The sequence below is a fragment of the Bordetella trematum genome (assembly GCF_900078335.1).
Taxonomy (GTDB): domain Bacteria; phylum Pseudomonadota; class Gammaproteobacteria; order Burkholderiales; family Burkholderiaceae_B; genus Bordetella; species Bordetella trematum.
Genome location: NZ_FKBR01000011.1, coordinates 65335 through 90959 on the forward strand (window position 1 = coordinate 65335; position 25625 = coordinate 90959).

The window sequence follows — 25625 nt, forward strand, 5'->3', positions numbered from 1 at the left end:
CCGCCTGCCTCAATGCTGCGTGAACCACAGCAGCGCGGGCGCCACCAGCAGAAACACCACGGTCGACACCAGCACCGCACCGGCGGCAGTGTCGCCCATGTCGGTATAGCGGCGGGCGTACATATAGCTGACCACGGCGCAGGGCATGGCCAGCTGCAACACCAGCGAACCGGCCAGCTGGCTCTCCAGCCCCAGCGCCCATACCACCAGCAGGCCCGAAATCAGGCCGGCCACCAGGCGCAGCACGCCCAGGCTGGCCCCCTGGCGCAGGCCTGCGGCCGGAATCAGCGCCAGCGCATGACCCAGGCTCAACAGCATCAGCGGCACCGTCACCGCGCCCAGCATGCGGGTGGTTTCGATCATCCACGCCGGCACCGGCAGGCCGCTGGCGCGCCAGGCCACCGACACCACCGCCGCCAGCAACACCGGATTGCGCCAGCCGCCCCGTGCCGACACACCCGGCAACAGGCGCACGCCGACGGTGTGCATCACGAAGGAATTGATGGCGAAAAAGGCGATCGCTGCCGACAGGCCGGCATCGCCAAAAGCCAGTTGGGACACCGGCAGTCCCAGGTTGCCGGCATTGGGCAGAAAGGCGGTCGGCAGCAGCGTGCGCACCGGCAGTTTCAGCAAACGCAGGGCCGCCGCGCACAGCAGCCCGCAGACCAGCAGGCCCAGCGCGGTGGCCAGCACGATCTCGGCCAGCGCCCGGTCATCCAGCTCGGTGGTGACAAAGGTGTGGAAAACCAGCGCCGGCGTGGTGACCGATGTCACCAGCATGGTGATGAAGCTGCCGCCAAACGGATAATCGCGCTTGCCCCAGAACAGCCCGATGCCCACGCAGACCAGCAACGGCATGAGCATGATGACGGCGGAAAAATAAAACTGGGCGACAGCAGACACGACCTGGAGGTCTCCACATCCATTCGAGGCGGGGCGGCTCGGCAACGCCAAGGGAAAACATGGCTTGAACCGCGAGACAAACGGCGCTGAAATGGCCTCATCCTGCCCCGCCCGCTACAGCAACAGGCCCCGAATTGTCGCCGATTTTGCCTGCCCCCGCCCTGGCCGACGATGGCACGCCTCTGGCCTGCTATCGCTGGCAGCCGGCCGCGCCACGCATTGGCGCGGCCATCTACCTGCTGCACGGCCTGGGCGAGCATGCCGGGCGCTACGACAAACTGGCCCGATGGCTGGCCGGCCACGGCTGGCGCGTGGCGGCCCACGATCATCGCGGCCATGGCCATTCGGGCGGCCCGCCGGCGCAATTGGCCCAGCGCGACGACCTGGTGCACGATGCGGCCGGCCAGATCCGCCGCTGGTCGGCAGAGCTGGGCCATGCGCCGCTGGTGCTGGGCCACAGCCTGGGTGCGCTGGTGGCCCTGCGGCTGGCCCTGGCCGGGGCTGCACCGATGACCGGCCTGGTGCTCAGCAGCCCGCCCCTGCAGCTGCGCCTGCCACCCTGGCTGCTGCCGCCGCTGCGGGGCCTGGCCCGGCGCTGGCCCGACGCCGTGCTGCCCTATTCGCTGGCACCGCTGCGGATCTCGCATGACCCGGCGGTGACGCAGGCCTTTCGCTGCGATCCGCTGTCGCATCGCCGCATCAGTGGCCGGCTGGCCACTTTCATCGACGCCTCCATTACCATGGTAATGGCTGCGGCTCCCCGTCTGACCCAGCCCAGCCTGCTGCTGGTGGCCGGCGATGACCGCGTGGTGGCGGCGGCCGGCAGCAGGCGCTTCGCACAGCGCGCGCCCTCGCGCATGGTGACCCTGCGCTGGTATCCCCGCGCCTGGCATGAAGTGTTCAATGAGAGCCCGGCGCTGGCCTCGCCCGTCTATGCCGATCTGCATACCTGGCTGCAACGCCGGCCGATGCCCACAGGCGCAACGGGGCCAAACCCGGGCAGCGTGCCAAAGAACACGTAAAATCGCCGATCGACCATCCAGAAAGCCGCCATCGTGACTGCCAATACCCATCGCCGCCTTGCCACGCTTCAGAACCATCTCGATCTGCTCGCGCAGACCCTGCGCGGAGTCGAGAAAGAAGGATTGCGGGTGGACAGCCAGGGCGCCCTGGCGCTCGGGCCGCATCCGGCAAGCCTGGGCTCGGCCCTGACCAACGAACGCGTCACCACCGACTACTCCGAAGCCCTGCTGGAATTGATCACCGGCACCCATACCCGGGTCGAGCCCTTGCTGCAGGAACTGCAGGACACGCACCGTTTCGTGGCAGGCGCCCTGGACGGCGAACTGATCTGGAACCAATCCATGCCGGCCCGCCTGCCGGCCGAAGCCGACATCCCCATCGCCTGGTATGGCAGCTCGAACACCGGCATGCTCAAGCATGTCTATCGCCGCGGCCTGGCCGAACGTTACGGCAAGACCATGCAGTGCATCGCCGGGGTGCACTACAACTTCTCGCTGCCCGATGCCCTGTGGCCGCTGCTGGAAACCGGGGCCGCCTCGCTGCAGGAGGCCCGCTCGCGCGGCTACATCGCCCTGATCCGCAACTTCACGCGCTATTCCTGGCTGCTGATGTATCTGTTCGGCGCCGCGCCCGCGCTGTCGCGCGAATTCATGCGCGATGATGACCATCCGCTGCAGGCGCTGGGCGCGCATACGCTCTATCTGCCCCATGCCACCAGCCTGCGCATGAGCGACCTGGGTTACCAGAACAAGGCCCAGTCGCAACTCAAGCCCTGCTACAACGACCTGAGCACCTTCCTGGGCCGCCTGTATGGCGCCGTGACCCAGCCCTGGGCACCCTACCAGGAGATCGGCACCCATCGCGACGGCGAATGGATCCAGCTGAACACCAACGTGCTGCAGATCGAGAACGAGTACTACTCCAGCATCCGCCCCAAGCGCGCCACCGGGCGCTGCGAACGCCCCATCACCGCGCTGGCCGAGCGCGGCGTGCAATACGTCGAAGTGCGCTGCCTGGACATCGACCCCGAGCAGCCCTGCGGCCTGGCGGCCGACACGGCGCGCTTCGTCGACGCCTTCCTGCTGTTCTGCGCGGCCTCCGACAGCCCCTTCTTCGCCGCCAACGGTTACTGTCAGCGCAGCGCCGACAACTTCCTGACCGTGGTCAAGGAGGGCCGCAAGCCGGGCCTGCAGCTCGACCGCGAAGGCACTGCCGTCGGCCTGCAGCAATGGGGCGAGGAACTGCTGGACCAGATCGCCCCCTATGCCGACCTGTATGACCAGGCCCTGGGCGGCAACGATTATGCGCGCAGCCTCGAACTGCAGCGCGCCAAGCTGCGCGACGCCTCGCTCACGCCCTCGGCCCGCCTGCTGGCCGCGCTGCTCGACAGCGGCCAGAGCTTTCACGACTTCACCCTGGCGCAAAGCCAGCGCCAGGCCGACGCCCTGCGGGCCGACCCGCTGGCCCCGGAAAAGGCCGCCGAGTACGCCCGGGCGGTCGCCGCATCGCTGGCCGAGCAGCGCCGTATCGAACAATCCGATACCATGGATTTCGACAGCTACGTGGCGCAGTACAACGCCGCGCTGAAGAATCCCTTGCCCGCCCGCGACGCCCAATAAGCACGCGACGGGCTCTTTGTTGGAGAAAACCCATGCGCTCCCTCATCCTGGCCCTCGCCCTGCTGGCCGCCGCCCCGCTGCAGGCCGCGCCACCCGTGCAGCCGGTCGAACACGTCGATCTTGAACGCTACGTCGGCCGCTGGTACGAAATCGCGCGTCTGCCCATGTTCTTCCAACGCCGCTGCGTGGCCGACACCACGGCCGAATACACCCGCCAGACGGATGGCTCGATCGCCGTCACCAACCGCTGCCGCAGCAAGGACGGCGATATCGACGTGGCCAGCGGCAACGCCACCGTGGTGGAGGGCAGCGGCAACGCCAAGCTGGAAGTCAGTTTCGTGCGCCCCTTCAAGGGCGATTACTGGATCATCGGCCTGGATCCCGACTACCGCTGGGCCGTGGTCGGCGCCCCCAGCCGAAAAACCCTCTGGATCCTGGCGCGCAGCCCCGAACTGCCACCCGCCGATCTGGAGCAAGCCCTGGCCATCGCCCGGGCCCAGGGCTATGACCTGAGCGACCTGATCTACACAGAGCAGCACTAGCGTGCCGACAAGGCGCAGATTGCGCCCGAACACCCTCCGTCACATGAGTTCCGGCACAGGCTGCCACGAGGCGATGTTTTATGGCAGGCCCCGCGACGTGGCGACCCACCCGCGGCCTCGCCTCTGAAACGGCGCCGCATCGCAAGCGCCATCAGCCACGCGCCGGCTTGCCGCCTGCGACCTCCGACGACAGCGCCAGCCACTGCGCACGGGTGATGCGGCTGATGTGTTCCTTGCGATAATCGTTCATGTGGGCATTGAACTGACTCTCGGCCGTGCGCCAGGGCCTGAAACCGCATTTTTCCTGGACCCGCAACGATTGCGCATTGCCGTCGAAGTGACCGCAATAGAGCGCCTGCATCCCAAGGCGTTCGAAAGCGTGACGCATGAGCGCGCGCACCGCCTCAGGAATCAGGCCTTGCCCCCAGAACGGCACGCCAATCCAATAGGCGACCTCGGCCTCATTGGCGGCGATCTCGAAGTTGCTGTCCTGGCCAATCAACAAGCCTGCCAGGCCAACGGCAGTGTCCTGCGGGCTGATCGTCACGGCATAGACCTCAGGACGCGCGAACTGCGTCCGTATCACTTCCAGGCTGGCCGCCTCACTGGCATGCGGCGGCCAGCCGGCAACCGGGCCGACCCGTTCGTCGCGTGCGTAGTCATACAGGGCAAGGGCATCCGTCTCGCACCAGGGGCGCAGCACCAGACGTTCCGTGGTCAGCATGCTTTTTCTTCCATCTCTCAAACCTGGCAAAGACAGATTGCAGGGTCGGGTACGGGCATACCCGGTCGCGATCGGATACCGCAAGGGCCGTGCCCGAAAACAGGCGCGCAGCAACAAACGTGTCGGCGGGAGGAAAACCAGGTAGACAAAGAAAGCGACGAAAAGCGTCGGGAAGAACCGCGAGGGCAAAAACCGCTGGCCCACCTGATGCCGAAGGGATTTACCCTTGGACTGTGCTGGCGCGCCCGACAGGAATCGAACCTGTATCAAGAGCTTCGGAAACTCTCATTCTATCCATTGAACTACGGGCGCGCAGAATTGTTATTGTACCTGTTTTTGTGCACCGCGTTGAAGCCCGGATGCCCATGTTGCCTGGCCGTCAGCCCGATCCATGCCATGCTGGCGATCCGGCGTGCCGGCGACCGCCGGGCAACAGCCACCTTTGTTTAAGCCATGTCCGATTTCCATCCTGCGCCTGACCCGTCCCGCCCGCCTGACGCGCCTCTGCGCGCATACCGGCGCGCGGCGGTAGCGGCGTTTCTTGCGCCCATCGCGTTGCTGGCAGGGCTGGTGGTCTGGCTGGCGCTTGACGACGGCCCGAGCCCGGATCCCGGGAAGTTCTCAGAGGCGGCCGTGCTGCAACGCATCGCGCCGGTGGCGCGTCATGTCACGGCGTCGCGGGAGCCAGGCGCCGACACGCCCGATGTGCCGGGCGAACCCGCAGCCGGCAGCCCGGCCGCCGGGGCCGAGGCAGCCATCGGCATGGGCCAGAAACTCTATCAAAGCGTGTGTTTCGCCTGCCATGCCACCGGCGTGGCCGATGCGCCCGTGCTGGGCGATCGCAAGGCCTGGGCGCCCTATCTGGCCACCGGCACCGAGGCGATGCTGCAAGCCGTGATGCAGGGCAAGGGGGCCATGCCGCCCAAGGGCGGCGCCGACGAGGCCACCGAGCAGGAATTGCGCGCCGCCATCGACTACCTGACGGCGGCGGCGCGCTAGCCGGCGGACAGCCGGACTCAGCCAGCCAGCAGCGATAGGCCGAGCTGCACGCGGCGTTGCAGCCACAGGCTGGGACGGTAACGCGGATCGCCGGTCACGCGCTCCATGGTGCGCAGGATTTCCAGGATGCGCGCCGCGCCCAGGGCATCGCCCATGGCCAGCGGGCCCTTGGGATAACCCAGGCCCAGCGTCACCGCGCGGTCGATATCCTCGGCCGTAGCGATCCGCTGCTGGGCGATGTCGCAGGCAATGTTCACGATGGTGGCGACCACGCGCTGGGCCACGAAGCCCGGCGAATCCTCGACCACGCTGACCGCCACGCCATCCTTGGCGAACAGGGCATGGGCGGCATCGCGCCACTGGGGCTGGGTCGCCGGCGACGTCATCAGGGTGCGGCGGCGGCTGACGGCGAAGTCATGCAGCACGTCCAGGCCGACGCAGCGGCTGCCATCCAGGCCCTGTTCGGCCACGCAGGTCGAGACGTCTGCACCCATGGGCGTGACCACCAGCAAGGCGTCGGCCGGGGCCGTTCCGGTGTCGATCAGGTCGGCGCCCAGCTGGCGCAGCAGGGCCACCGCGCGCGCCTGGCCGTCGGCGTGCGCCGGGCTGACCCAGACGCGCAGGCCTTCGGGCAGGGCGGGCACGGCCGGCTCGGCCGGAACGACCTTCTGGCCGTCGCGATAGACATAGAAGCCCTCGCCGACCTTGCGCCCCAGCAGGCCGCCGGCCAGCCGCAGGGTCGTGATCGGCGACGGACGGAAGCGCGGCTCGTCGAAAAACTGGCGGTAGATGGATTCCATCACCGGGTGCGAGACATCCAGCGCGGTCAGGTCCAGCAGCTCGAACGGGCCCATGCGGAAACCCGCCTGCTCGCGCATGATGGCGTCGATCTGCTCGAACGAGGCCACGGCTTCCTGCGCCACCCGCAAGCCCTCGGTGTTCAGGCCGCGCCCGGCGTGGTTGACGATGAAGCCGGGCATGTCCTTGGCGCGCACGGGCGTGTGACCCATGCGGCGCGCCAGCACCGCCAGCTGATCGCCCACGGCAGGATCGCTGCGCAGGCCGTCGATGACTTCGACCACCTTCATCAGGGGCACGGGGTTGAAGAAGTGGTAGCCGGCCACGCGCTGCGGGCGCTGGCAGGCTGCGGCAATGGCGGTGATGGACAGCGACGAGGTGTTCGAGGCCAGGATGCAGTCCGGCCCGACGATGGCTTCCAGCGCGGCGAACAGGTCACGCTTGACATCCAGACGCTCGACAATGGCTTCGATCACCAGTTGGCAATCCGCCATATCCTTGAGCGAGCCGGCCGGCACCAGACACTGCTGCGCGGCAGCCACGGCCTCGGCGGTGAGCTTGCCCTTCTGGAGCAGCTTGTCCCAGGTCTGTGCCAGGGCCTGCACCGCTGCCTGCACCGCCTCGGCGTTGTTGTCGTACAGGCGCACCGTCACGCCCGCCTGGGCGGCGATCTGCGCGATGCCGCGCCCCATGGCGCCGGCGCCGATCACGCCCAGAATCTGGATGTCTGCCATTTGTCTTCTCCTGCGTTTCTGAAAAACGAATCTTGTCTCAAGCCTGGGCCAGCGCCCGGATGTCCGCCTCGGACATGCCAAGCCGCTCGCTCAGGATCTGGTGGGTATGCTCACCCAACATCGGCGCGGGACGCCGGTACTGCACCGGCGTGTCCGAGAACTTGAGCGGGCTGGCCGCAATCGGCACGGTGCCGCCCAGCGCATGGGGCAGCTCGCGGCGCATCTCGCGCGCCTGCACCTGCGGATCCTGGTAGACCTGGTCCAGGGTGTTGATCGGACCGGCCGGCACGCCCGCGGCTTCCAGCGCCGCCAGCCAGTCGTCACGCTCGCCGCCAGCCATGCACTCGGCCAGGATGGGCACCAGCGTGTCGCGATTGCGCACGCGCTGCGGATTGGTGGCAAAGCGCTCATCGGTAGCCAGTTCGGGGCGGCCGATGACGCGGCAGTAATTGCGGAACTGGCTGTCATTGCCGACCGCCACGATCAAGTGGCCATCGGCGGCGGCAAACACCTGATAGGGCACCAGGTTCTGGTGCGCATTGCCGGCGCGGCGCGGCGCCACCCCGGAAGTGAGGTAATTGAGGTTCTGGTTGGCCAGCATGGCCACCTGGCAATCCAGCAGCGCCATGTCGATGTGCTGGCCCAGCCCGCTGCGCTCGCGCTCGATGACGGCGGCCAGGATGCCGACGGTCGAGTACATGCCGGTCATCAGGTCGGTGACGGCCACGCCGGCTTTCTGCGGACCGCCGCCAGGCAGGTCGTCGCGTTCGCCGGTGATGCTCATCAGGCCGCCCATGCCCTGGATCATGAAGTCGTAGCCCGGGCGGCTGGCGTAGGGGCCCGTCTGACCAAAGCCGGTGATCGAACAATAGATCAGGCGCGGATTGATGGCCTTGAGGCTTTCATAGTCCAGGCCATACTTGCGCAGGCCGCCGACCTTGAAATTCTCCACCACGATGTCGCTCTGGCGCGCCAGCTCGCGCACCGCGTCGGCGCCCCGCTCGGTGGCGATATCCAGCGCGACCGAGAATTTATTCCGGTTAGCCGACAGATAGTAGGCCGCCTCGGAAGTGTTCTCGCCGGCCGCATTCTTCAGGTAAGGCGGCCCCCAGGCGCGGGTATCGTCGCCCGAGCCCGGACGTTCGATCTTGATGACTTCGGCGCCGAGATCGGCGAGGTTCTGCGTGCACCAGGGACCGGCAAGCACGCGGGTGAGATCCAGCACGCGAATGCCGGCCAGGGGAGCGTTACGTTGCGACATGGCAATAATGAAATCAGACTTCAGAGAGCTGGCATATTAGCCCCGGCATCGCCGGGGCGTTTTTCGTTTTAGGCAAGATCTTGTGCCGCCGCGGCACAAGATCGCCGGCGTTCAACCGTGGGCCTTGAGCACTTCACGTGCAATGACCAGTTGCTGGATCTGCGTGGTGCCTTCAAAGATGCGGAACAGACGCGCATCGCGGTAGAAACGCTCCACCGGATACTCCGACATGTAGCCCGCGCCGCCGTGGATCTGCACTGCGCGGTCGGCCACACGGCCCAGCATCTCGGTGGAGAACATCTTGGTGCAGGCCGCTTCCATGGTGGTGTTCTCGCCGCGGTCGCGCTTGCGCGCCGCATCCATCACCATGCAACGCGCTGCGTAGATCTCGGCCTGGCTGTCGGCCAGCATGGCCTGGATCAGCTGGAACTCGCTGATGGCCTGACCGAATTGCTTGCGTTCCAGCGCGTACAGCGTGGCGTCGCGCAACAGGCGTTCGGCCATACCCACGCACAGCGCGGAGATATGCAGACGCCCCTTGTCCAGCACGCGCATCGAGGTGCGGAAACCCGTGCCTTCCTTCTCGCCCAGCAGCGCGCTGGCCGGCACGCGGCAGTTGTCGAACACCACGTCGCTGGTGAGTGCGCCGGCCTGGCCCATCTTCTTGTCGGGCTTGCCCAGGGTCAGGCCCGGGGTGTTGGCCTCGACCAGAAAGCAGGAGATCGAGTCGGCGCGGCGCTCGGGCGCGGTGCGCGCCATCACCGAGAACAGCCCGGCGATGGGGGCATTGGTGATGTAGCGCTTGGTGCCGTTGAGGATGTAGTGATCGCCGTCACGCACGGCGGTGGTGCGGATCGACATGGCATCGGAGCCCGCGTCCGGCTCGGTCAGCGCGAAGGAGCCGATCAGCTCGCCGCTGGCCAGCTGCGGCAGGTACTTGGCGCGCTGAGCATCGGAGCCGGCCAGCACGATGGACTGCGAGCCGATGCCGATATTGGTGCCCGCCAGCGACCGGAAGGCCGGGGAGGTCTTGCCCAGTTCGAACACCACCTGCACTTCTTCTTCCATGTTCAGGCCCAGGCCGCCGTACTCGGAAGCGATCGACAGGCCAAACAGGCCCAGCTCACGCATCTCGTTGACGATGTCCTCGGGAATCACGCCGGTGTTGGCCAGCGCCTCTTCGGCGGGCACCAGGCGTTCGGTGACGAAGCGGCGCACCGCGTCCAGCAGCAGGGTCAGGGTTTCTTGGTCCAGGGCCATGGGGTTTACCTCGGTTCAGTGGCAGGGCGGCGCAAGCCGCCGGTGATCAGGTCGAAATAGTCTTGGGCAATAGCCTGAGCCGTCTGGCCCTGGCCGGGTTTGTACCAGCGCACCATCCAGTTGAGCAGCGACAGCACCGCGCGGCCGGTGGCCGCCACATCGCGCTCGCGGAACACACCCTGGGCCACGCCATCGTTCAGGATGCGCCGCAACAGCGCCTCGTAGCGATCGCGCAACCGGGCTGCGTCGGCCTGTTCGGGCAAGGCCATGCCGGAGTAACCGATCAGCATGGTCACGAACTGGTCGTGGTGGGTTTCGAAATAGCTGGCATGCGCCAGCATGAACGCGCGCAGTTGCTCATCGGCCCCCTGCACCGCGTCGCTGGCGTCGGTCACGCGGGTAAGCAGGCCGTCCAGCACCTCGAGAATGATGGCGTCATAGATCTCCTGCTTGGTGGCGTAATAGTGATAGATGGCCGCCTTGGATACACCGAGCGACGCCGCCAGATCCGCAATCGAGCTGCCGTCATAGCCGCTGCGCGCAAACAGCGCGGCGGCCGCGCCCAGGATGCGTTCACGCGGGGCGGCCAACGTGGGCGGACGCCCGGCGCGGCGGGCTGGAGTCGGGGTAGCAGACATGGCGATTTGCAAAAAAGGAAGCGCCGCGCGGGCGGCGCCGGCATTGACAGCGATTTGCCGACTGCCGTTAAATGGTCCGGACTAATTAATTACCGGCCATCCGGTAGGTAATTATAAACCTGCCTTTTATCTTCCTCAACATCGGAAATCGACAGCCATGACCGCCCCGTCCCATCCCCTGGTCGCCGACCTGTATCGCCAGATGCGCCTGCCGGTGATCTGCTCGCCTATGTTCATCGTCTCCAACCCGGAACTGGTGGTGGCGCAATGCACCAGCGGTGTGATGGGCGCCTTCCCGGCCCTCAACGCCCGTCCGCAGACGCTGCTGGGCGACTGGCTGGATCAGGTGCAGGGCGGCCTGGCCGCACACCGCGAAGCCCACCCGCAGGCCGTGATCGCGCCGTTCGCGGTCAACCAGATCATCCACACCTCCAATGACCGCCTGGACCAGGATCTGGCTGATTGCGCACGTCATCGCGTGCCCTACATCATCACCAGCCTGCGCGCGCCGGGCGATCTGGTCGACGAGATCCACGGCTGGGGCGGCAAGGTGCTGCATGACGTGACGACCATCCGCCATGCCGAGAAGGCCCTGGAGGCGGGCGTGGACGGATTGATCCTGGTGGCCGCCGGCGCCGGCGGACATGCCGGCGCGCTGAGCCCCTTCGCGCTGCTGGCCGAGGTGCGCCGCTTCTATGACGGCCCGATCGCCCTGTCGGGCGCCATCGCCACCGGCGCCGGCGTGCTCGCCGCCCAGACCATGGGCGCTGACTTCGCCTACATGGGCACGCGCTTCATCGCCAGCACCGAGGCCAACGCCAGCCCGGACTACAAGGAGGCCCTGGTGGCCTCCAGCGCCGGCGACATCGTGTACACCCCGTTCTTTACCGGCATCCCCGGCAACTACCTGAAATCCAGCATCGTGAACGCAGGGCTGGATCCGGCCAATCTGCCGGCACCCAGCGCCGGCTCCTCCAACTTCGGCAGCACGCGCGCCAAGCCCTGGAAGGATATCTGGGGCGCCGGCCAGGGCGTGGGCAGCATCGCCGCCGTGCGTCCGGCCGCCGAGATCGTCGAACAGCTGCATGCCGAGTACCGCAGCGCGCAGGCGCGCATGGCCGCCCGGAGCTTTGCATGAGCGCCCCGGTGCTGAGCGCGCACGATGACGGCGTGCTGACGCTGACCATCAACCGGCCCCATTGCCGTAACGCCCTGGACAGCGCCAGCTATCTGGCGCTGGCCGAAGCCTTGCGCGCCGCGCAGGCCGACGCCGGGGTGGCGGCAGTCATCCTCACCGGCGCCGGCGAGCACTTCACCGCCGGCAACGATCTGCGCGACTTCCAGGGCGAGCGGCCCGCCGGCGACAGCCCGGCCCTGGTCTTTCTGCGCGCGCTGATCGACTGCGACGCACCGGTGCTGGCAGCCGTCGAAGGCCATGCCGTCGGCGTGGGCACCACCTTGCTGCAGCACTGCGATTTCGTCTATGCCGGTGAAGGGGCGCGCCTGCGCCTGCCCTTCGTGGCGCTGGGCCTGTGCCCGGAAGGCGGCTCCAGTCAGTTGCTGGCCGGCATCGCCGGCACGCGTCGGGCAACCGAGTGGCTGATGCTGGGCGACCTGATCGATGCCACGGCCGCCTGCCAGGCCGGTCTGGTCAGCGCGGTGACGGCAAGCGGGCAGGCCCTGGCCACCGCACAGGCCACCGCCCGGCGGCTGGCGGCCCAGCCGCGCCAGGCCTTGCGCACCACCAAGGCCCTGTTGCGCGGGCCGGGCCGGGCCGAACTGCACGCCACGCTGGATCGGGAAGCGGAGCAATTCGTGCAGCGGCTGGCCAGCGCGGAGGCTCAGGCCGCCTTTGCGCGCTTTTTCAAGCGCGGCTGATCAGAACGGGGCGTCGGGCGCAAAGTTCGGCGCCCGGCGCTCGCGCAGCGAACTCAGGCCTTCGCGCACATCGGGCCCGGAAAAGCCCATGAACTCCAGCGCCAACGAAGTATCGAAGGTCGGGCCCGCCTGACGCAGCCAGTTGTTCAAGGCATATTTGGTCCAGCGTATGGCCGTCTGCGAACCGCGCGCCAGGCGCTGCGCCACCTCGAAGGCGCGCTCGACCAGCTCCGGCTCCTCCACGCACAGCGACACCAGCCCGATACGCTCGGCCTCCTCGCCGCTGACGGTTTCGCACAACAGCAGGTAGTACTTGGCCTTGGCCATGCCGCACAGCAGCGGCCAGACAATGGCCGCATGGTCGCCGGCTGCCACGCCCAGGCGGGTATGGCCATCGATGATGCGCGCATCGCGCGCGGCAATCGAGATATCGGCCAGCAGCCCGGCCACCAGGCCCGCGCCCACAGCCGCGCCGTGCATGGCCGAGACCACCGGCTTGCTGCAGTTGATGATGTTGTAGACCAGGTCGCGCGCCTCGCGCCAGACACGCGAACGAACCTCGAAGCTGTCGGCCATGTCTTCGACCAGATCCAGGTCGCCGCCGCCCGAGAACCCCTTGCCCTCGCCACGTATCACCACCACGCGGGTCAGCGGATCGGTGTCGATGTCGCGCCAGATATCGGCCAGCTCGCGGTGCATGCGGTGATCGGCCGTGGACAGCTTGCCGCTGGCGTCCTTGGCCCCCATGATGAGCTCCAGCACCCCTTCCGGGTGGCGCCGCAGCTTGAGGGATTGATAGCGCGCATAGTGCGCGAGCGTGTCGTCTTGGCTCATGTCGGTCTCCATCAGGCACGCCCAGGCGCGCGCCGTTTTGGGCCACTATAGTGGAAAGCCCTCTGCCGGAGTTTCCATGCCTGCCTCAAACCCCACCCTCATCTCGCCCCGCCAGTTTCCCGCGCTTTTCGCGGCGCGCGCCACCGACAGCCACAAGGGCAGCTTCGGCACCCTGGGCGTGCTGGGCGGCGGCCCGGGCATGACCGGCGCGGCGCTGCTGGCCGCGCGGGCCGCGCTCAAACTGGGAGCCGGCAAGGTGCTGGTTGGCCTGGCCCAACAACCCAGCCCGTGGCCTTGCGACCCGCTGCAGCCGGAGTTGATGTTGCGCGACGCGGACAGCCTGCTCGATGAGCCCCTGGCCTATACCGCCTGGACCGCCGGCTGCGGCATCGGCGCCACCGACCACGCCGCCGGCCTGCTGACCCGCCTGCTGCGCCAGCGGGCCGACGCGGCCCTGGTGCTGGACGCCGATGCGCTCAACCTGCTGGCCCGGGGCGCGCTGGCGCCGGCGTGGGGCGCAGGCGTGGTTGTCCTGACCCCGCACCCCGCGGAAGCGGCCCGCTTGCTGGGCTGCGATACCGCCCGGATACAGGCCGACCGCCCGGCGGCAGCGCGCAGCCTGGCCCGGCGTTATGGCGCCTGGATAGTCCTCAAGGGGGCCGGCAGCCTGGTCTGCGCGCCCGATGGCCGTTGCCAGCGCAACCCCAGCGGCAATCCGGGCCTGGCCACGGCCGGCAGCGGCGACGTGCTGGCCGGCATGCTGGGCGCCCTGCTGGCTCAGCGCCTGCCCGTCGAGCAGGCCGTGCCGGCCGCCGTCTGGCTGCATGGCGCGGCCGCCGACGCCCTGGTGTCACAGGGGGTGGGGCCGATCGGTCTGACGGCAGGCGAACTGGCCGATGCGGCCCGGCAGTTGCGAAATCAACACAAGCAAGTCGCTGATTTCTAAGAAATACCGTCGAAAGTTCGCAAATTTACGACGTCTAGGGTTTTCCCTAGGATTGCTCTTGCTTTCGCCTAGGGTTTTCCCTATAATGGTTTTCACTGAGTAGAGAAACCGAGACCTGGAGAAAGCAATGTCTGATCTGACCCTGAACCACAATGCCCGCCTGACCGACTCCCTGGAGCGCGATCTGCTGCGCGGTGTGATGGAAGAACAATCCGCCCTGCGCCCCGTCGCCGTCATCAAGCGCGTGGCCGGCAGCATCGGCCGCGGTGTGCGCGGTGTGTTCGCCTTCATCGACGAAGTCAACGACGCCATGAACCAAGCGCGCGCCAAGAGCGCCCACTACACGGGTTCGCAGTGGTAATACCCGGCAGGGCCTGAGCGGCCTGCCAACGGCAGCGGCAGTCCGGGTCTCTTACCCGTTGCCGCAACGACGCCCCGCCTCAAGCGGGGCGTTTTTCATGGCCGCGCCATGGACTCAGGGATAATCCTCAGTCGCCCGCCGCTCCCCGATGAAAAGCCTCAATATTCGTATGAAATAACGGTAAATCGCGCCAGAGGTCTCGTTGACAGGCCCCCATTGGCTATCAATAATCCGGGCGGTAACCATTTGGAGTACTCCAACATGAAGTCCCGCATTCTGATGGCCGCCCTGACGGCAGGCGCCGTGGCGCTGCCGGGCAGCGCCGCCCTGGCGCAGTCGCTGAAGATCGCCCTGTCCTCCGAGCCTACCTCGGCCGACCCGCACTATCACAAGCAGACCCAGAACGACGCCTTCGCCGCCCACGTCTACAACTCGCTGGTGGGCCGTGACGCCGACATGAAGCTGCAGCCGTCGCTGGCGACGTCCTGGAAGAACCTGGACGACCTGACCTGGGAGTTCAAGCTGCGCGACGACGTGAAGTTCTCCAATGGCGAACCGTTCACCTCGGAAGACGTGCTGTTCACCATCTGCCGCACGCTGAACAACGAAACCAACGTATCGCAGTCGTACATGGACACGACCAAGCGCATCGCCGATGTGCAGACGCCGGATCCGTACACCGTCATCATCAAGACGGCCGCCCCGCTGCCGCTGCTGCCGGCCGAGTTCGCCCGCAGCCTGCCGATCATCTGGAACGGCATCACCGAGCACGGCAAGCTCACGTTCGACCCCAAGAACGGCTGCGGCGTGACGGGCAAGTGGCCCACGGTGGCCGACTTCAACAATGGCAAGTTCGCCATCGGCACCGGCCCCTACAAGCTGAAGTCGTACGTCAAGGGCACCGGCATCGAGCTGGAGCGCAATGACAACTACTGGGGCGAGAAGCCGCACTGGAAGGAAGTGAAGTTCGTGCCGGTGCCCAACGCGGGCCCGCGTCTGACCGGCCTGCTGTCGGGCGACTTCGACGTCATCGAGAACCCGGCCGCGCGCGACCTGCAGCGCATCAAGTCCAACCCCAAATTCGGCTATGTGGCCACGCCCTCGACCCGCCTGATCTTTTTCCAGCCGGACGTGGCGCGCAACCCCAGCCCCTTCGTGAAGTCGGCCGACGGCAAGAACCCGCTGCAGGACCTGCGCGTGCGCAAGGCCATCTCGATGGCCATCGACCGCAAGACCATCGTGGCGCGCCTGATGGATGGCCTGGCCACGCCCGCCAATCAATACATGCCCGACGGCATGTTCGGCGGCCTGCCCAACGCCCCCGAACTCAAGTACGACCCCGAAGGCGCCAAGAAGCTGCTGGCCGAGGCCGGCTACCCGAATGGCTTCGAAGTGACGCTCTCCAGCACCAACGACCGTTACGTCAACGACGGCCAGATCGTCCAGGCCGTGGCGCAGTACCTGTCGCGCGTGGGCATCAAGGCCAACGTCGACGCCATGACCGCTTCGATCTACTTCCCCAAGCGTGCCAAGCGCGAGTTCAGCCTCTCGATGGGCGGCTGGCCCTCCGAAGTGGGCGAGGCCTCGGGCCTGTTCCAGCTGTGGGTTGCCTCGCAGGACTCGCCCAAGGGCCTGGGCACCAGCAACTACGGCGGTTTCTCGAACGCCGACTTCGACAAGGTCTACCTCGAGGCCATCGGCACGGTCGATCCCGCCAAGCGTGAAAAACTGCTGCAGCAATCGACGCAGATCGCCTTGGACAACGTGCCGCTGATCCCGCTGCACTTCGAAAGCAGCATCTGGGCCTTCCGCGACGGGCTGGACTATGAAGGGCGCCGTGACCAGTACACGCTGGCCAACTCGGTGAAACCCGCCAGCAAGAAGTAAACCGGGCCGGGCCGCCGCTGTACATGACAGAGAGGCCCGACCTCGAGGGCGCCGCCGATGGTGGCGCCCTCGTGCCTTTCTGGAGGGCCGATTGCGATGCTTTTACAATCGCGCCCGCATTCCGGAGTTTTTATGTCCCATACCCCCTCCCGCCCGTTTGAACTGTCCTGTCCCGACCTGGCTCAGGAACGCCTCGGCAACACCGCCACCCCTGGTGTCTGGCACTTCGACTCAGGACAAGGCGGCCGCCAGGTCCTGCTGACGGCACTCATCCATGGCAATGAGCTGTGCGGCGCCTGGGCGCTCAAGACCCTGCTGGCCAGCGGGCTGCGCCCCCGGCGCGGCACCCTGACGCTGGCGTTCTGCAACCTGGCGGCCTTCGACCGCTTCGACCCGGCGGACTACGCCCGCTCACGCTTCGTGGACGAAGACATGAACCGTGTCTGGAGCGCCGACAAGCTGGCCGACGGCGACAGCCAGGAGCGGCGCCGCGCCCGCGAACTGCGCCCCTGGGTCGATCGCGCCGACTGGCTGCTCGACTTCCATTCGATGAGCAACGCCGACGAGCCGCTACAGCTCTCGGGCCTGGCGCCGCGCAACATCGAGCTGGCCTGTGCGCTGGGCAGCCCCGCCCATGTCGTGGCCGACGCCGGCCATGCGGCGGGCGTGCGCCTGCGCGATTACGGCCGCTTCGCCGTCGACGGCGACCCGCAGACCCGTTCGCTGCTGATCGAGTGCGGCTTTCACGGCGCCCCCGAAAGCCGCGCCGTGGCGCTGGATGTCATGGCACGCTTCCTGCTGGCCAGCGAGCTCATCGACACCGACGATCTGCCCGAAGGCTGGCTGCGCCCGGCCACACGGGCGCCGCAAGCCTTGCGGGTGACCGATGCGGTGGCCGCCCGCAGCACGGACTTCCGTTTTGCCCAGGACTGGCAAAGTCTGCAGGCGCTGCCCGAGGCCGGCACGATCATCGGCTGGTCGGATGGACAGCCCGTGACCACGCCCTACGACAACTGCGTGCTCATCATGCCGTCGCTGGCCAATCTGCGCCCGGGCGTCACGGTGTGCCGGCTGGCCCAGCCCCTGGCCTGAGCCTTGGGCGCGCGCCATCCCCGCGCGCCCGCCCTCCCTTAAGACCACCAAGGAAATCGAAACGTGGCCTTGTTTATTCTTCGCAGGCTGATCCAGAGCCTGTTTGTCCTGCTGGCGGTATCCGTCGTGGTGTTCCTGGCGGTCTACGCCGTGGGCGACCCGATCGAACTGCTGGTCAGCCCGGAAGCCAGCGTGGAAGCCCGCCAGGCGATGATCACCCGCCTGGGCCTGGACCTGCCCGTCTGGGAGCAATACCTGCGCTTCCTGTGGCGGGCCCTGCATGGCGATCTGGGCAATTCTTTCGTCCATGGCATTCCGGCCATCGAACTGATCGTGCAACGTATTCCGGCGACCTTCGAGCTGGTGTTCGTGGCCATCATGCTGACCGTGGTGCTGGGCATCCCGCTGGGTCTGCTGGCCGGCCTCAAGCGCGAACAACCGCTGGGCCGGGGCATCATGGCCGGCTCGGTGCTGGGCTTTTCGCTGCCGAACTTCTGGCAGGGCATGATGCTGATCCTGCTGTTCTCGGTCTGGCTGGGCGTGCTGCCGGCCTCGGGACGCGGGCCCACGATCAATGTGTTCGGCATTCCGCTGTCGATCTTCTCGGCCGAAGGCTGGTCGCACCTGATCATGCCGGCCATCAACCTGAGCCTGGCCAACATTGCGCTGATCCTGCGCATGACGGCCACCGGCGTGGGCGAGGCGCAATCGCAGGAGTACGTGAAATTCGCGCGCGCCAAGGGCATCAAGCCCGGGCGCATCGTGCGCCGTCACATCCTGCGCAACATCCTGATCCCCGTGGTGACCGTGATCGGCATGGAATTCGGCCAGCTGATCGCCTATTCGACCATCACCGAGACGGTCTTCGCCTGGCCCGGCATGGGCAAGCTGCTGATCGACAGCGTCTACCAGCTCGACCGCCCCGTGGTGGTGGCCTACGTGATGCTGGTCACGCTGATCTTCGTCATCATCAACCTCGTCGTCGACATCATGTACGCTGCGCTCGATCCGCGCGTGCAGCTGGTCGCCCCCGCTCAATAAGGTGACTCGCCATGGCACTTTCTCCTAGCAATGGCCGCACGCGCACCGTCGCGCCGCTGTCCGAAACGCCGGCCCGCGCCCGCATCCTCAAGCGGCTGCACAGCCGCCCGACCGTGCGCGGCTCGGTCACGGCGCTGGTCATCCTGATCGCCGTGGTAATGCTGGCGCCGCTGTTCGCGCCGCAGAACCCCTACGACCTGGCCAACCTCAACCTGCTCGACGGCCGCCTGGAACCGTACTCGCCGATGACCGACGGCGGCTACTACTGGCTGGGCACCGACGACCAGGGGCGCGACATGCTCAGCGCCATCCTGTATGGCCTGCGCATCAGCCTGATGGTGGGCCTGACCGCCGTGGCCCTGGCCACCGCCATCGGCAGCCTGGCCGGCCTGGTCGCCGCCTATGCCGGCGGCATCGTCGACACCATCATCATGCGTCTGGTGGACTTCATCCTGGGCTTTCCGACCATTCTGGTGGCCCTGGTGCTGCTGGCCATGATGGGGCGCGGGGTGGACAAGGTCATCCTGGCGCTGGTGATCGTGCAGTGGGCGCATTACGCGCGCATCATGCGCGGCCGCGCGCTGCAGGAGCGGCGCAAGGAATATGTCGAGGCAGCGTCCAACCTGGGCTTCCCCGCCTGGCGCATCATCCTCTTTCACCTGCTGCCCAACTGCCTGGCGCCGGTGATGGTGTTCGCCACCGTGCAGATCGCCAATGCCATCGTGCTGGAAGCCACGCTGTCGTTCCTGGGAGTGGGCGTGCCCATCACCGAGCCGTCGCTGGGCCTGCTGATCGCCAACGGCTTTCAGTACCTGCTGTCGGGCGACTACTGGATCAGCCTGTTCCCCGGCCTGGCCCTGCTGTTCCTCATTCTGACCATCAACATCGTGGGCGACCGCCTGCGTGAAAGCCTGGATCCGCGACGAGCATGAGCGACACTATTCTCGATGTGCGCGGCCTGCGCACCGCATTTCATACCGAAGCCGGCGCCTGGCCGGCGGTCGACGGCGTCGACCTTTCCGTCAAGCGCGGCGAGATCGTCGGCCTGGTGGGCGAATCCGGCTCGGGCAAATCCGTGACCGGCTTCTCGCTGCTGGGCTTGATCGACCCGCCCGGCGAAGTCATCGAAGGCGAGGTGCTCTTCAAGGGGCAGGACCTGCGCAAGTACAGCGAAGAGCAGATGCGCCAGCTGCGCGGCAATCGCATCGCCATGATCTTCCAGGATCCGCTGATGACGCTCAATCCCGTGCTGAAGGTCGGCGAGCAGATGCTCGAAGCCATCCTGACGCACGAGAACGTGTCCAAACAGGCGGCCCTGGAGCGCTGCCGCGAAGCGCTCGCCATGGTGGGCATCCCCTCGCCAGAGAAACGCCTGGACAGCTATCCGCACGAGTTCTCCGGCGGGATGCGCCAGCGCGTGGCCATCGCCATCGCCATGCTCAACCGCCCCGACCTGATCATCTGCGACGAGCCGACCACGGCGCTGGACGTGACCATCCAGGGCCAGATCCTCTACCGCATGCAGGAGATCTGCCGCGAGCACCAGACCGCGCTCATCTGGATCACGCACGATCTGGGCGTGGTGGCCGAACTGGCCGACAAGGTGGCCGTGATGTATGCCGGGCGCATCGTCGAGGCCGGCCCGGTCAACGATGTGCTGGACGCGCCACGCCATCCCTATACGCGCGGCCTGCTCGACTCGATGCCGGCGCAATCGCCACCCGGCTCCCGTCTGCACCAGATCAACGGCATGGCGCCCACACTGTCGGCACGCCCTTCGGGCTGTGCCTTCCGGCCGCGCTGCCCCTATGCCATCCCGCGCTGCACCGAGCAGCCTCCCGCCGTCATCCACGAAGGCTCGCGCAGCTTCCGCTGCTATGTGCCGCTTGCCCGCGAGGCCGCATGACCCAGAACGAATCCCCCGTTATCGAACTGCGCGACGTCCACAAGCGCTTTGAAAGCCGCCCCGATATGGCGCAGCGCCTGCTCTCCCTGGCCGGCAAACCGATCGACCGGCGCACCGTGCACGCCGTCAACGGCGTGTCCCTGTCGGTGGCGCGCGGCGAGGTGGTCGGCCTGGTGGGTGAATCCGGCTGCGGCAAGTCGACGCTGGGCCGCGTGGTGGCAGGCCTGCATGGCGCCAGCGCCGGCCAGCTGTTCTACCAGGGCCGCGAGGTCAAGACGCTGAGCGGCGCCGACAAGCTCGCCTATACCCTGGGCGTGCAGATGATCTTCCAGGATCCGCAGGCTTCGCTGAACCCGCGCCAGCGTCTGCACCAGATCCTGGGCGAAGCGCTCAAGGTGCACAAGCTGGTGCCGGCTGCCGAGATCCCCGAGCGGGTGGACCGCGCCCTGGCCGAGGTGGGCCTGGACCGCGAGTACCGCGATCGCTTTCCGCACCAGATCTCCGGCGGCCAGCGCCAGCGCATCGGCATCGCGCGCGCCTTGCTGGTCAACCCCAAGTTCCTGGTGTGCGACGAACCGGTCGCCGCGCTCGACGTGTCCATCCAGGCGCAGGTGATCAATCTGTTCATGGACCTGCGCGAACAGCACGGCTTCACCTATCTGTTCATCAGCCACGATCTGGGCGTAGTGCGCCACATCTCCGACCGGGTGGCCATCATGTATCTGGGCAAGATCGTCGAGCAGGCCAGCGCCAGCGAAATCTTCGCCCGGCCCAATCACCCGTACACTCAAGCCTTGATGGCCGAAGTGCCCGACGTGAGCCGGCGTGGGCGCGCCTTCACGCCGATCCGGGGCGAGATCCCCTCGCCCCTGAATCCGCCGTCGGGATGCACCTTCCATCCGCGCTGCCCGCATGCCATGCCGCGCTGCAAGGAAGAAGTGCCGGTCCTCAAGACTATCGCTCCGGGCCACGTGTCGGCCTGTCACCTCAACGACGTTCCCGCCTGAATATGAAACCCGCCGAACTGAGCAACGTCGATCGCATGGCCATTGAACTGGGCCATGCCGGACGCAACAGCTTTGTGTACATCGACGACGACCGCAACGCCGATCGTCCCTTCACCCTGAACACCTATCGCCCGTACGGCTACACGCCCGAGGACCCGGTGGTCGTGGTGCAGCACGGTGTGCTGCGCAACGGCGACGAGTACCGCGACTTCTGGATTCCCGCGGCCGACAAGCACCGCCTGCTGATCGTGGCACTGACTTTCTCCAATGAGATCTGGCCGGGCGTCGAAAGCTACAACAACGGCCGCGCCTTCAGCGCCGGCGGCAATCCGCGCCACCTCGATGGCTGGACCTACGCCCTGGTCGCCAATGTGCTCAGGGACCTGGCCGCCTCGGGCGTGTCGAACTGCCAGCCGGCCTATCTGTTCGGCCACTCGGCCGGCGGCCAGTTCGTGCATCGCCTGATGAGCTCGCAGCCGCATACGCCGTTCGCCGGCGTCATCACCGCCAACCCGGGCTGGTACACGCTGCCCGACCTGACACTGCCCTATCCGGAAGGCATGGGCGGCGTCGGCCTGACCGATCAGCACCTGGCCCGCCTGCTGGCTTATCCCATGATCATCCTGGCCGGCGACCAGGACACCGACACCAGCGACCCCAACCTGCCGGCCCAGCCCGAAGCCCTGCGCCAGGGCCCGCACCGCTACGCGCGCGCCCAGCATTACTTCGAGGCCGGCCGCCAGGCCGCCGAGCGTCTGGGCCTGCCTTTCGGCTGGCGCTTGCAAAGCGTGCCCGGCATCGGGCACGATGGTCGTGCCATGTCTGCCGTCGCCGCCCACCTGTGGTTTGACGGCGGCATGCCCGACGCCGCCACGCTGGCCGACCTGGCTGGCGATCATTCCGCCTGAATCCGTACAAAGCCATGAACAAACTGCCCAATACCGAAGCCCTCGTCAGTGAAATCCAGACCTGGATTCAATGCGAGTCGCCCACCCACTACGTCGAAGGCATCACCGCCATGGCTCACCTGGCGGCGGAACGCGCCCGCGGGCTGGGCCTGCGCGTCGAGCTCACGCCGCTGGGCGACAACGTCGGCCCCATGGTGTATGCCACCACGCGCGTCCCGGGCGACACCACGCCGGGCATTCTCATCATCGGCCACCTGGACACCGTGCACCCGGTCGGCACCTTGAGCGACAACCCCTGCCGCATCGAGGATGACCGCCTCTATGGTCCGGGCAGCTACGACATGAAGGCCGGCATCGTGCTGGCCCTGGCCGGCATGACGGGCCTGACCGACCACGCCCGCGGCACCCGCCTGCCCATCGACTTCCTGATGGTGCCCGACGAAGAAACCGGCAGCCATGCCTCGCGCCCCCACATCGAGCACCTGGCCAAGCAGGCCAAGTACGCGCTGGTGTGCGAGCCGGCCCGACCCAACGGCGGCAAGTGCGTCACCGCCCGCAAGGGCACCGGCATGTTGCGCCTGGGCGTCAAGGGCCGTCCGGCCCACGCTGGCATGGCGCACGAGAAAGGCCGCAGCGCCATCCGCGAGATGGCCCATCAGGTGCTGGCACTGGAAGGCATGACCGACTACGAGCGCGGCGTGACCGTCAGCGTCGGCACGATCGCCGGGGGCACCGTCACCAATACCGTGCCGGGCTATTGCCGCTGCGTGGTCGACTTCCGCGTGCCCGACATGGGCGCCGCGCAGGACGTGCTGCGCCGCATGCGCGAGCTGTGCGCCGTCACCCCCGACGTCGAACTGGACATCGACGTCCAGCTCAATCGCCCGCCAATGGAAAAGACGGCAGCCTCGGGCGCGCTGCTGGAACTGGCCCAGGGTTACGCCACCCAGGCCGGCTTCCCGCTCGAAGACGCCCCCATGACCGGCGGCGGCAGCGATGCGAACTTCACTTCGGCGCTGGGCGTACCCACGCTGGACGGGCTGGGCGCCGATGGCGACGGCGCGCACACGCTGCATGAGTACATCCAGATCTCCACGCTGGAAATGCGTGCCAAGTTCTGGCATCTGCTGCTGCGCGACCTGGCCTGAGGCAGCATCGGGGCCGGCGCCGCCTGGGGCACGCCGGCCTTATTTTTTCAGCAAGGCCTTGAGCATGCCGAGCCTTTCCTTCGGGCTCATGGCGGCAGTGGCCGGATCTTCGGCAATGCCCGGTTCGGCCAAACCCATTTCCTCGATGAAGCGCGAAGGCTCGCAGATGCGGTCTTCGCGCGCGCGGCGGCGCTTGCGGCACCAGCTCAGATGCAGGCTGCGCTGCGCCCGGGTGATCCCCACGTACATCAGGCGACGCTCTTCCTGAACCCGGCCCATGAGAATGGTGCCGGCGTTCTCCGGATCGATATCCTCGTCGTCGCGACCCAGATGAGGCAGCAGCCCTTCCTCGACCCCTGCCAGGTACACATGCGGGTACTCCAGGCCCTTGGAAGCGTGCAGCGTGGACAGCTTGACCGCATCGGGCTCGTCTTCCTCGCCGCGCTCGAGCATGGTCACCAACGCCACGTGCTGCACCAGTTCAAACAGCGTCATGCCGTCTTCGTCGGCTTTGCGCTTGAGCCAGGAAACCAGTTCCATGACGTTCTGCCAGCGCGTCTGCGCCGGGCGCTCTTCGAGCAGGTCGAACAGATAGCGTTCGTACTGGATGGCCTGCAACAGATCATCCAGCAGCGGACCGGCCGGCTCGGCAGCACGGGTCGCGGCGCCTTCGGCGCCCCGGCCGGCACGCCATTGAATGCGCCGGATGAACTCGCCGAAGGTACGCAACGGCTCCAGCTGGCGCGGCGCCAACAGCGCCTGCAGTCCCTCTTCGGAACACGCCTGCAGCAATGAAATCGCGCGCTGCGCGGCGTACTGTCCCAGCGTCTGCAACGTGCTCTGCCCGATGCCACGCTTGGGCGTGGTGGCCGCACGGATGAAGGCCGGATCATCATCGTCATTGGCAATCAGGCGCAGGTAGGCCAGGATATCGCGCACCTCGGCTTTGTCGAAGAAACTCTGCCCGCCCGAGATGGTGTAGGGAATCTTCAGATTGCGCAGCGCCTGCTCCAGCACGCGCGCCTGATGGTTGCTGCGGTACAGGATGGCGAAGTCTTTCCATTGCGCCTGGCGCTCGAAGCGCGAGGCCGAGATCTTCATGCCGATCGACTCGGCTTCATGCTCATCGCCATCCATGGGCGTGACCGTGATGGGCTCGCCTGCCCCCAGCTCCGACCAGAGCTTCTTCTCGAACAGCTTGGGATTGCGTTCGATCACATTGTTGGCCGCCGCCAGGATGCGCTGCACCGAGCGATAGTTCTGTTCCAGCTTGATCAGCTTCAGATTGGGATAGTCGGCCGGCAGCTTGGCAAGGTTCTCGATGGTTGCGCCGCGCCAGGCATAGATCGCCTGGTCGTCGTCGCCCACCGCCGTGAACATGGCCCGGTCCCCCGTCAGCAACTGCACCAGTCGGTACTGGCAGACGTTGGTGTCCTGGTACTCGTCGACCAGCAGGTAACGCACCCGGTTCTGCCAGCGCGTGCGCACTTCCTCGTTGGTCTCCAGCAATTGCGCCGGAATGCGGATCAGGTCGTCGAAGTCCACTGCCTGATAGGCGGCCAGCGTCGCCGCATAACTGCGGTAGACCGCCACGGCCTCGACCTCACCGGGGGTGATGGCCGCCTGGGCCGCCTGGTCGGGGTCGAGCAGGGCGTTCTTCCACAAGGAGATGATGGATTGCACCTCGCGCAGGCGGGCGCGATCGGTAGTGGCCAGCAGGTCCTGAATGATGGCGATGGCGTCATCCGAATCCAGGATAGAGAAATTGGGTTTCAGACCGGCGTTGGCCGCCTCCTCGCGCAGCAGGCGCACCCCCAGCGCATGGAAGGTGCTGATGGTCAGGCCCTTGGCCAGTTTCCGGTCGACCAGCTCCTTGACGCGCTCGGCCATCTCGCGCGCCGCCTTGTTGGTGAAGGTCAGCGCGACCACGTTGCGGCCCATATAGCCGCATTCGCGCAGCAGGTAGGCAATCTTCTGCGTGATCACCCGCGTCTTGCCGCTGCCGGCGCCGGCCAGCACCAGACAGGGGCCGTCCAGGTAGAGCACGGCGGCTTTCTGCGCCGGGTTCAGGCCGTGGCCAATAGGGGTATCCGTAGACATGGAGCGTCGCTCGCCA

At 67.0% G+C, this 25625-nt stretch carries 24 protein-coding genes and 1 tRNA gene; 16 read left to right on the forward strand and 9 right to left on the reverse strand.

What is annotated here, in order from left to right:
- Nucleotides 1-9: 9 nt before the first annotated feature.
- The gene (locus tag A7V84_RS04450; protein ID WP_025515229.1) at nucleotides 10-903 is read right to left on the reverse strand and encodes an AEC family transporter; all 894 of its coding nucleotides are present in this window, start codon (nucleotides 901-903) and stop codon (nucleotides 10-12) included.
- Nucleotides 904-1037: 134 nt separating this feature from the next.
- On the opposite strand from A7V84_RS04450, the gene A7V84_RS04455 reads away from it, so the two are divergent.
- Genes A7V84_RS04455 through A7V84_RS04465 form a run of 3 tightly spaced genes read left to right on the forward strand, consistent with a single transcriptional unit; the run spans nucleotide 1038 to nucleotide 4087 of the window.
- Nucleotides 1038-1925 (forward strand): alpha/beta fold hydrolase, encoded by an 888-nt coding sequence (locus tag A7V84_RS04455; protein ID WP_231940162.1) that lies wholly within the window; start codon nucleotides 1038-1040, stop codon nucleotides 1923-1925.
- A gap of 33 nt (nucleotides 1926-1958) precedes the next feature.
- Entirely contained in the window at nucleotides 1959-3545 is a 1587-nt protein-coding gene (gene gshA, locus A7V84_RS04460) for a glutamate--cysteine ligase (protein ID WP_025515226.1), read from the forward strand.
- A gap of 32 nt (nucleotides 3546-3577) precedes the next feature.
- A complete protein-coding gene (locus A7V84_RS04465) occupies nucleotides 3578-4087 on the forward strand; it encodes a lipocalin family protein (RefSeq protein WP_025515225.1) in 510 nt (169 codons plus the stop codon).
- Between the two features lie 151 nt (nucleotides 4088-4238).
- Here the strand turns inward: A7V84_RS04465 and A7V84_RS04470 are convergent, their stop codons facing one another.
- Together A7V84_RS04470 and A7V84_RS04475 are read right to left on the reverse strand one after the other, a co-directional pair.
- Nucleotides 4239-4811 carry a GNAT family N-acetyltransferase gene (locus A7V84_RS04470; protein WP_063491617.1) on the reverse strand — a complete coding sequence of 191 codons (573 nt, stop codon included), beginning with the start codon at nucleotides 4809-4811 and terminating at the stop codon, nucleotides 4239-4241.
- A 237-nt stretch (nucleotides 4812-5048) separates the two neighbouring features.
- A tRNA-Arg gene (locus A7V84_RS04475) sits at nucleotides 5049-5123 on the reverse strand.
- A gap of 141 nt (nucleotides 5124-5264) precedes the next feature.
- On the opposite strand from A7V84_RS04475, the gene A7V84_RS04480 reads away from it, so the two are divergent.
- Nucleotides 5265-5810 carry a c-type cytochrome gene (locus A7V84_RS04480; protein WP_081695040.1) on the forward strand — a complete coding sequence of 182 codons (546 nt, stop codon included), beginning with the start codon at nucleotides 5265-5267 and terminating at the stop codon, nucleotides 5808-5810.
- Nucleotides 5811-5827: 17 nt separating this feature from the next.
- Here the strand turns inward: A7V84_RS04480 and A7V84_RS04485 are convergent, their stop codons facing one another.
- From A7V84_RS04485 to A7V84_RS04500, 4 genes are all read right to left on the reverse strand, one after another.
- The gene (locus tag A7V84_RS04485; RefSeq protein WP_033534941.1) at nucleotides 5828-7342 is read right to left on the reverse strand and encodes a 3-hydroxyacyl-CoA dehydrogenase; all 1515 of its coding nucleotides are present in this window, start codon (nucleotides 7340-7342) and stop codon (nucleotides 5828-5830) included.
- 37 nt (nucleotides 7343-7379) lie between these two features.
- Complete coding sequence (locus tag A7V84_RS04490) at nucleotides 7380-8603, reverse strand: CaiB/BaiF CoA transferase family protein (RefSeq protein WP_025515209.1); 1224 nt, start codon at nucleotides 8601-8603, stop codon at nucleotides 7380-7382.
- 111 nt (nucleotides 8604-8714) lie between these two features.
- Entirely contained in the window at nucleotides 8715-9863 is a 1149-nt protein-coding gene (locus A7V84_RS04495) for an acyl-CoA dehydrogenase family protein (RefSeq protein ID WP_025515208.1), read from the reverse strand.
- 5 nt (nucleotides 9864-9868) lie between these two features.
- Nucleotides 9869-10501 (reverse strand): TetR/AcrR family transcriptional regulator, encoded by a 633-nt coding sequence (locus A7V84_RS04500; RefSeq protein ID WP_033534939.1) that lies wholly within the window; start codon nucleotides 10499-10501, stop codon nucleotides 9869-9871.
- A 157-nt stretch (nucleotides 10502-10658) separates the two neighbouring features.
- Here A7V84_RS04500 and A7V84_RS04505 point away from each other — a divergent pair, with 157 nt between their 5' ends.
- Nucleotides 10659-11639 carry an NAD(P)H-dependent flavin oxidoreductase gene (locus tag A7V84_RS04505; RefSeq protein WP_063491619.1) on the forward strand — a complete coding sequence of 327 codons (981 nt, stop codon included), beginning with the start codon at nucleotides 10659-10661 and terminating at the stop codon, nucleotides 11637-11639.
- Nucleotides 11636-12379, forward strand: a complete 744-nt coding sequence (locus A7V84_RS04510; protein ID WP_063491620.1) for an enoyl-CoA hydratase-related protein — start codon at nucleotides 11636-11638, stop codon at nucleotides 12377-12379. Before A7V84_RS04505 ends, A7V84_RS04510 begins: the two co-directional genes overlap by 4 nt.
- Here A7V84_RS04510 and A7V84_RS04515 read toward each other — a convergent pair whose 3' ends face one another.
- Nucleotides 12380-13213, reverse strand: coding sequence for an enoyl-CoA hydratase/isomerase family protein (locus tag A7V84_RS04515; RefSeq protein WP_025515201.1), 834 nt, complete (start codon nucleotides 13211-13213; stop codon nucleotides 12380-12382).
- 76 nt (nucleotides 13214-13289) lie between these two features.
- Here A7V84_RS04515 and A7V84_RS04520 point away from each other — a divergent pair, with 76 nt between their 5' ends.
- The 10 genes from A7V84_RS04520 to A7V84_RS04565 all read left to right on the forward strand — a co-directional run bounded on the left by A7V84_RS04520 (nucleotide 13290) and on the right by A7V84_RS04565 (nucleotide 23509).
- Nucleotides 13290-14159, forward strand: coding sequence for an NAD(P)H-hydrate dehydratase (locus tag A7V84_RS04520; protein WP_063491621.1), 870 nt, complete (start codon nucleotides 13290-13292; stop codon nucleotides 14157-14159).
- 127 nt (nucleotides 14160-14286) lie between these two features.
- The gene (locus A7V84_RS04525; RefSeq protein WP_033534935.1) at nucleotides 14287-14520 is read left to right on the forward strand and encodes a hypothetical protein; all 234 of its coding nucleotides are present in this window, start codon (nucleotides 14287-14289) and stop codon (nucleotides 14518-14520) included.
- Nucleotides 14521-14781: 261 nt separating this feature from the next.
- Nucleotides 14782-16407 carry an ABC transporter substrate-binding protein gene (locus A7V84_RS04530; protein WP_025515198.1) on the forward strand — a complete coding sequence of 542 codons (1626 nt, stop codon included), beginning with the start codon at nucleotides 14782-14784 and terminating at the stop codon, nucleotides 16405-16407.
- A 132-nt stretch (nucleotides 16408-16539) separates the two neighbouring features.
- Entirely contained in the window at nucleotides 16540-17499 is a 960-nt protein-coding gene (locus A7V84_RS04535; protein WP_025515196.1) for a M14 family metallopeptidase, read from the forward strand.
- 63 nt (nucleotides 17500-17562) lie between these two features.
- On the forward strand, nucleotides 17563-18540 hold the full coding sequence (locus A7V84_RS04540; protein ID WP_025515193.1) for an ABC transporter permease: 978 nt from the start codon (nucleotides 17563-17565) through the stop codon (nucleotides 18538-18540).
- Nucleotides 18541-18551: 11 nt separating this feature from the next.
- Entirely contained in the window at nucleotides 18552-19472 is a 921-nt protein-coding gene (locus A7V84_RS04545; protein ID WP_025515191.1) for an ABC transporter permease, read from the forward strand.
- The gene (locus A7V84_RS04550; RefSeq protein ID WP_025515189.1) at nucleotides 19469-20446 is read left to right on the forward strand and encodes an ABC transporter ATP-binding protein; all 978 of its coding nucleotides are present in this window, start codon (nucleotides 19469-19471) and stop codon (nucleotides 20444-20446) included. The genes A7V84_RS04545 and A7V84_RS04550 overlap by 4 nt, the downstream gene beginning before the upstream one ends.
- Nucleotides 20443-21453 (forward strand): ABC transporter ATP-binding protein, encoded by a 1011-nt coding sequence (locus A7V84_RS04555; RefSeq protein ID WP_063491622.1) that lies wholly within the window; start codon nucleotides 20443-20445, stop codon nucleotides 21451-21453. Before A7V84_RS04550 ends, A7V84_RS04555 begins: the two co-directional genes overlap by 4 nt.
- Before the next feature lie 2 nt (nucleotides 21454-21455).
- Nucleotides 21456-22361, forward strand: coding sequence for an alpha/beta hydrolase family protein (locus tag A7V84_RS04560; protein WP_025515186.1), 906 nt, complete (start codon nucleotides 21456-21458; stop codon nucleotides 22359-22361).
- A gap of 14 nt (nucleotides 22362-22375) precedes the next feature.
- The gene (locus A7V84_RS04565; protein ID WP_025515184.1) at nucleotides 22376-23509 is read left to right on the forward strand and encodes a M20 family metallopeptidase; all 1134 of its coding nucleotides are present in this window, start codon (nucleotides 22376-22378) and stop codon (nucleotides 23507-23509) included.
- A 39-nt stretch (nucleotides 23510-23548) separates the two neighbouring features.
- Here A7V84_RS04565 and A7V84_RS04570 read toward each other — a convergent pair whose 3' ends face one another.
- A complete protein-coding gene (locus A7V84_RS04570) occupies nucleotides 23549-25609 on the reverse strand; it encodes a UvrD-helicase domain-containing protein (RefSeq protein ID WP_025515181.1) in 2061 nt (686 codons plus the stop codon).
- Nucleotides 25610-25625: the final 16 nt, after the last annotated feature.

Excerpts from the sequence above, each read along its gene's own strand:
- A7V84_RS04465 (WP_025515225.1), top strand. The coding sequence starts at position 3,578 with ATGCGCTCCCTCATCCTGGCCCTCGCCCTGCTGGCCGCCGCCCCGCTG.
- A7V84_RS04470 (WP_063491617.1), bottom strand. The coding sequence starts at position 4,811 with ATGCTGACCACGGAACGTCTGGTGCTGCGCCCCTGGTGCGAGACGGAT.
- A7V84_RS04480 (WP_081695040.1), top strand. The coding sequence starts at position 5,265 with ATGTCCGATTTCCATCCTGCGCCTGACCCGTCCCGCCCGCCTGACGCG.
- A7V84_RS04485 (WP_033534941.1), bottom strand. The coding sequence starts at position 7,342 with ATGGCAGACATCCAGATTCTGGGCGTGATCGGCGCCGGCGCCATGGGG.
- A7V84_RS04490 (WP_025515209.1), bottom strand. The coding sequence starts at position 8,603 with ATGTCGCAACGTAACGCTCCCCTGGCCGGCATTCGCGTGCTGGATCTC.
- A7V84_RS04495 (WP_025515208.1), bottom strand. The coding sequence starts at position 9,863 with ATGGCCCTGGACCAAGAAACCCTGACCCTGCTGCTGGACGCGGTGCGC.
- A7V84_RS04500 (WP_033534939.1), bottom strand. The coding sequence starts at position 10,501 with ATGTCTGCTACCCCGACTCCAGCCCGCCGCGCCGGGCGTCCGCCCACG.
- A7V84_RS04505 (WP_063491619.1), top strand. The coding sequence starts at position 10,659 with ATGACCGCCCCGTCCCATCCCCTGGTCGCCGACCTGTATCGCCAGATG.
- A7V84_RS04510 (WP_063491620.1), top strand. The coding sequence starts at position 11,636 with ATGAGCGCCCCGGTGCTGAGCGCGCACGATGACGGCGTGCTGACGCTG.
- A7V84_RS04515 (WP_025515201.1), bottom strand. The coding sequence starts at position 13,213 with ATGAGCCAAGACGACACGCTCGCGCACTATGCGCGCTATCAATCCCTC.
- A7V84_RS04520 (WP_063491621.1), top strand. The coding sequence starts at position 13,290 with ATGCCTGCCTCAAACCCCACCCTCATCTCGCCCCGCCAGTTTCCCGCG.
- A7V84_RS04525 (WP_033534935.1), top strand. The coding sequence starts at position 14,287 with ATGTCTGATCTGACCCTGAACCACAATGCCCGCCTGACCGACTCCCTG.
- A7V84_RS04530 (WP_025515198.1), top strand. The coding sequence starts at position 14,782 with ATGAAGTCCCGCATTCTGATGGCCGCCCTGACGGCAGGCGCCGTGGCG.
- A7V84_RS04535 (WP_025515196.1), top strand. The coding sequence starts at position 16,540 with ATGTCCCATACCCCCTCCCGCCCGTTTGAACTGTCCTGTCCCGACCTG.
- A7V84_RS04545 (WP_025515191.1), top strand. The coding sequence starts at position 18,552 with ATGGCACTTTCTCCTAGCAATGGCCGCACGCGCACCGTCGCGCCGCTG.
- A7V84_RS04550 (WP_025515189.1), top strand. The coding sequence starts at position 19,469 with ATGAGCGACACTATTCTCGATGTGCGCGGCCTGCGCACCGCATTTCAT.
- A7V84_RS04555 (WP_063491622.1), top strand. The coding sequence starts at position 20,443 with ATGACCCAGAACGAATCCCCCGTTATCGAACTGCGCGACGTCCACAAG.
- A7V84_RS04560 (WP_025515186.1), top strand. The coding sequence starts at position 21,456 with ATGAAACCCGCCGAACTGAGCAACGTCGATCGCATGGCCATTGAACTG.
- A7V84_RS04565 (WP_025515184.1), top strand. The coding sequence starts at position 22,376 with ATGAACAAACTGCCCAATACCGAAGCCCTCGTCAGTGAAATCCAGACC.
- A7V84_RS04570 (WP_025515181.1), bottom strand. The coding sequence starts at position 25,609 with ATGTCTACGGATACCCCTATTGGCCACGGCCTGAACCCGGCGCAGAAA.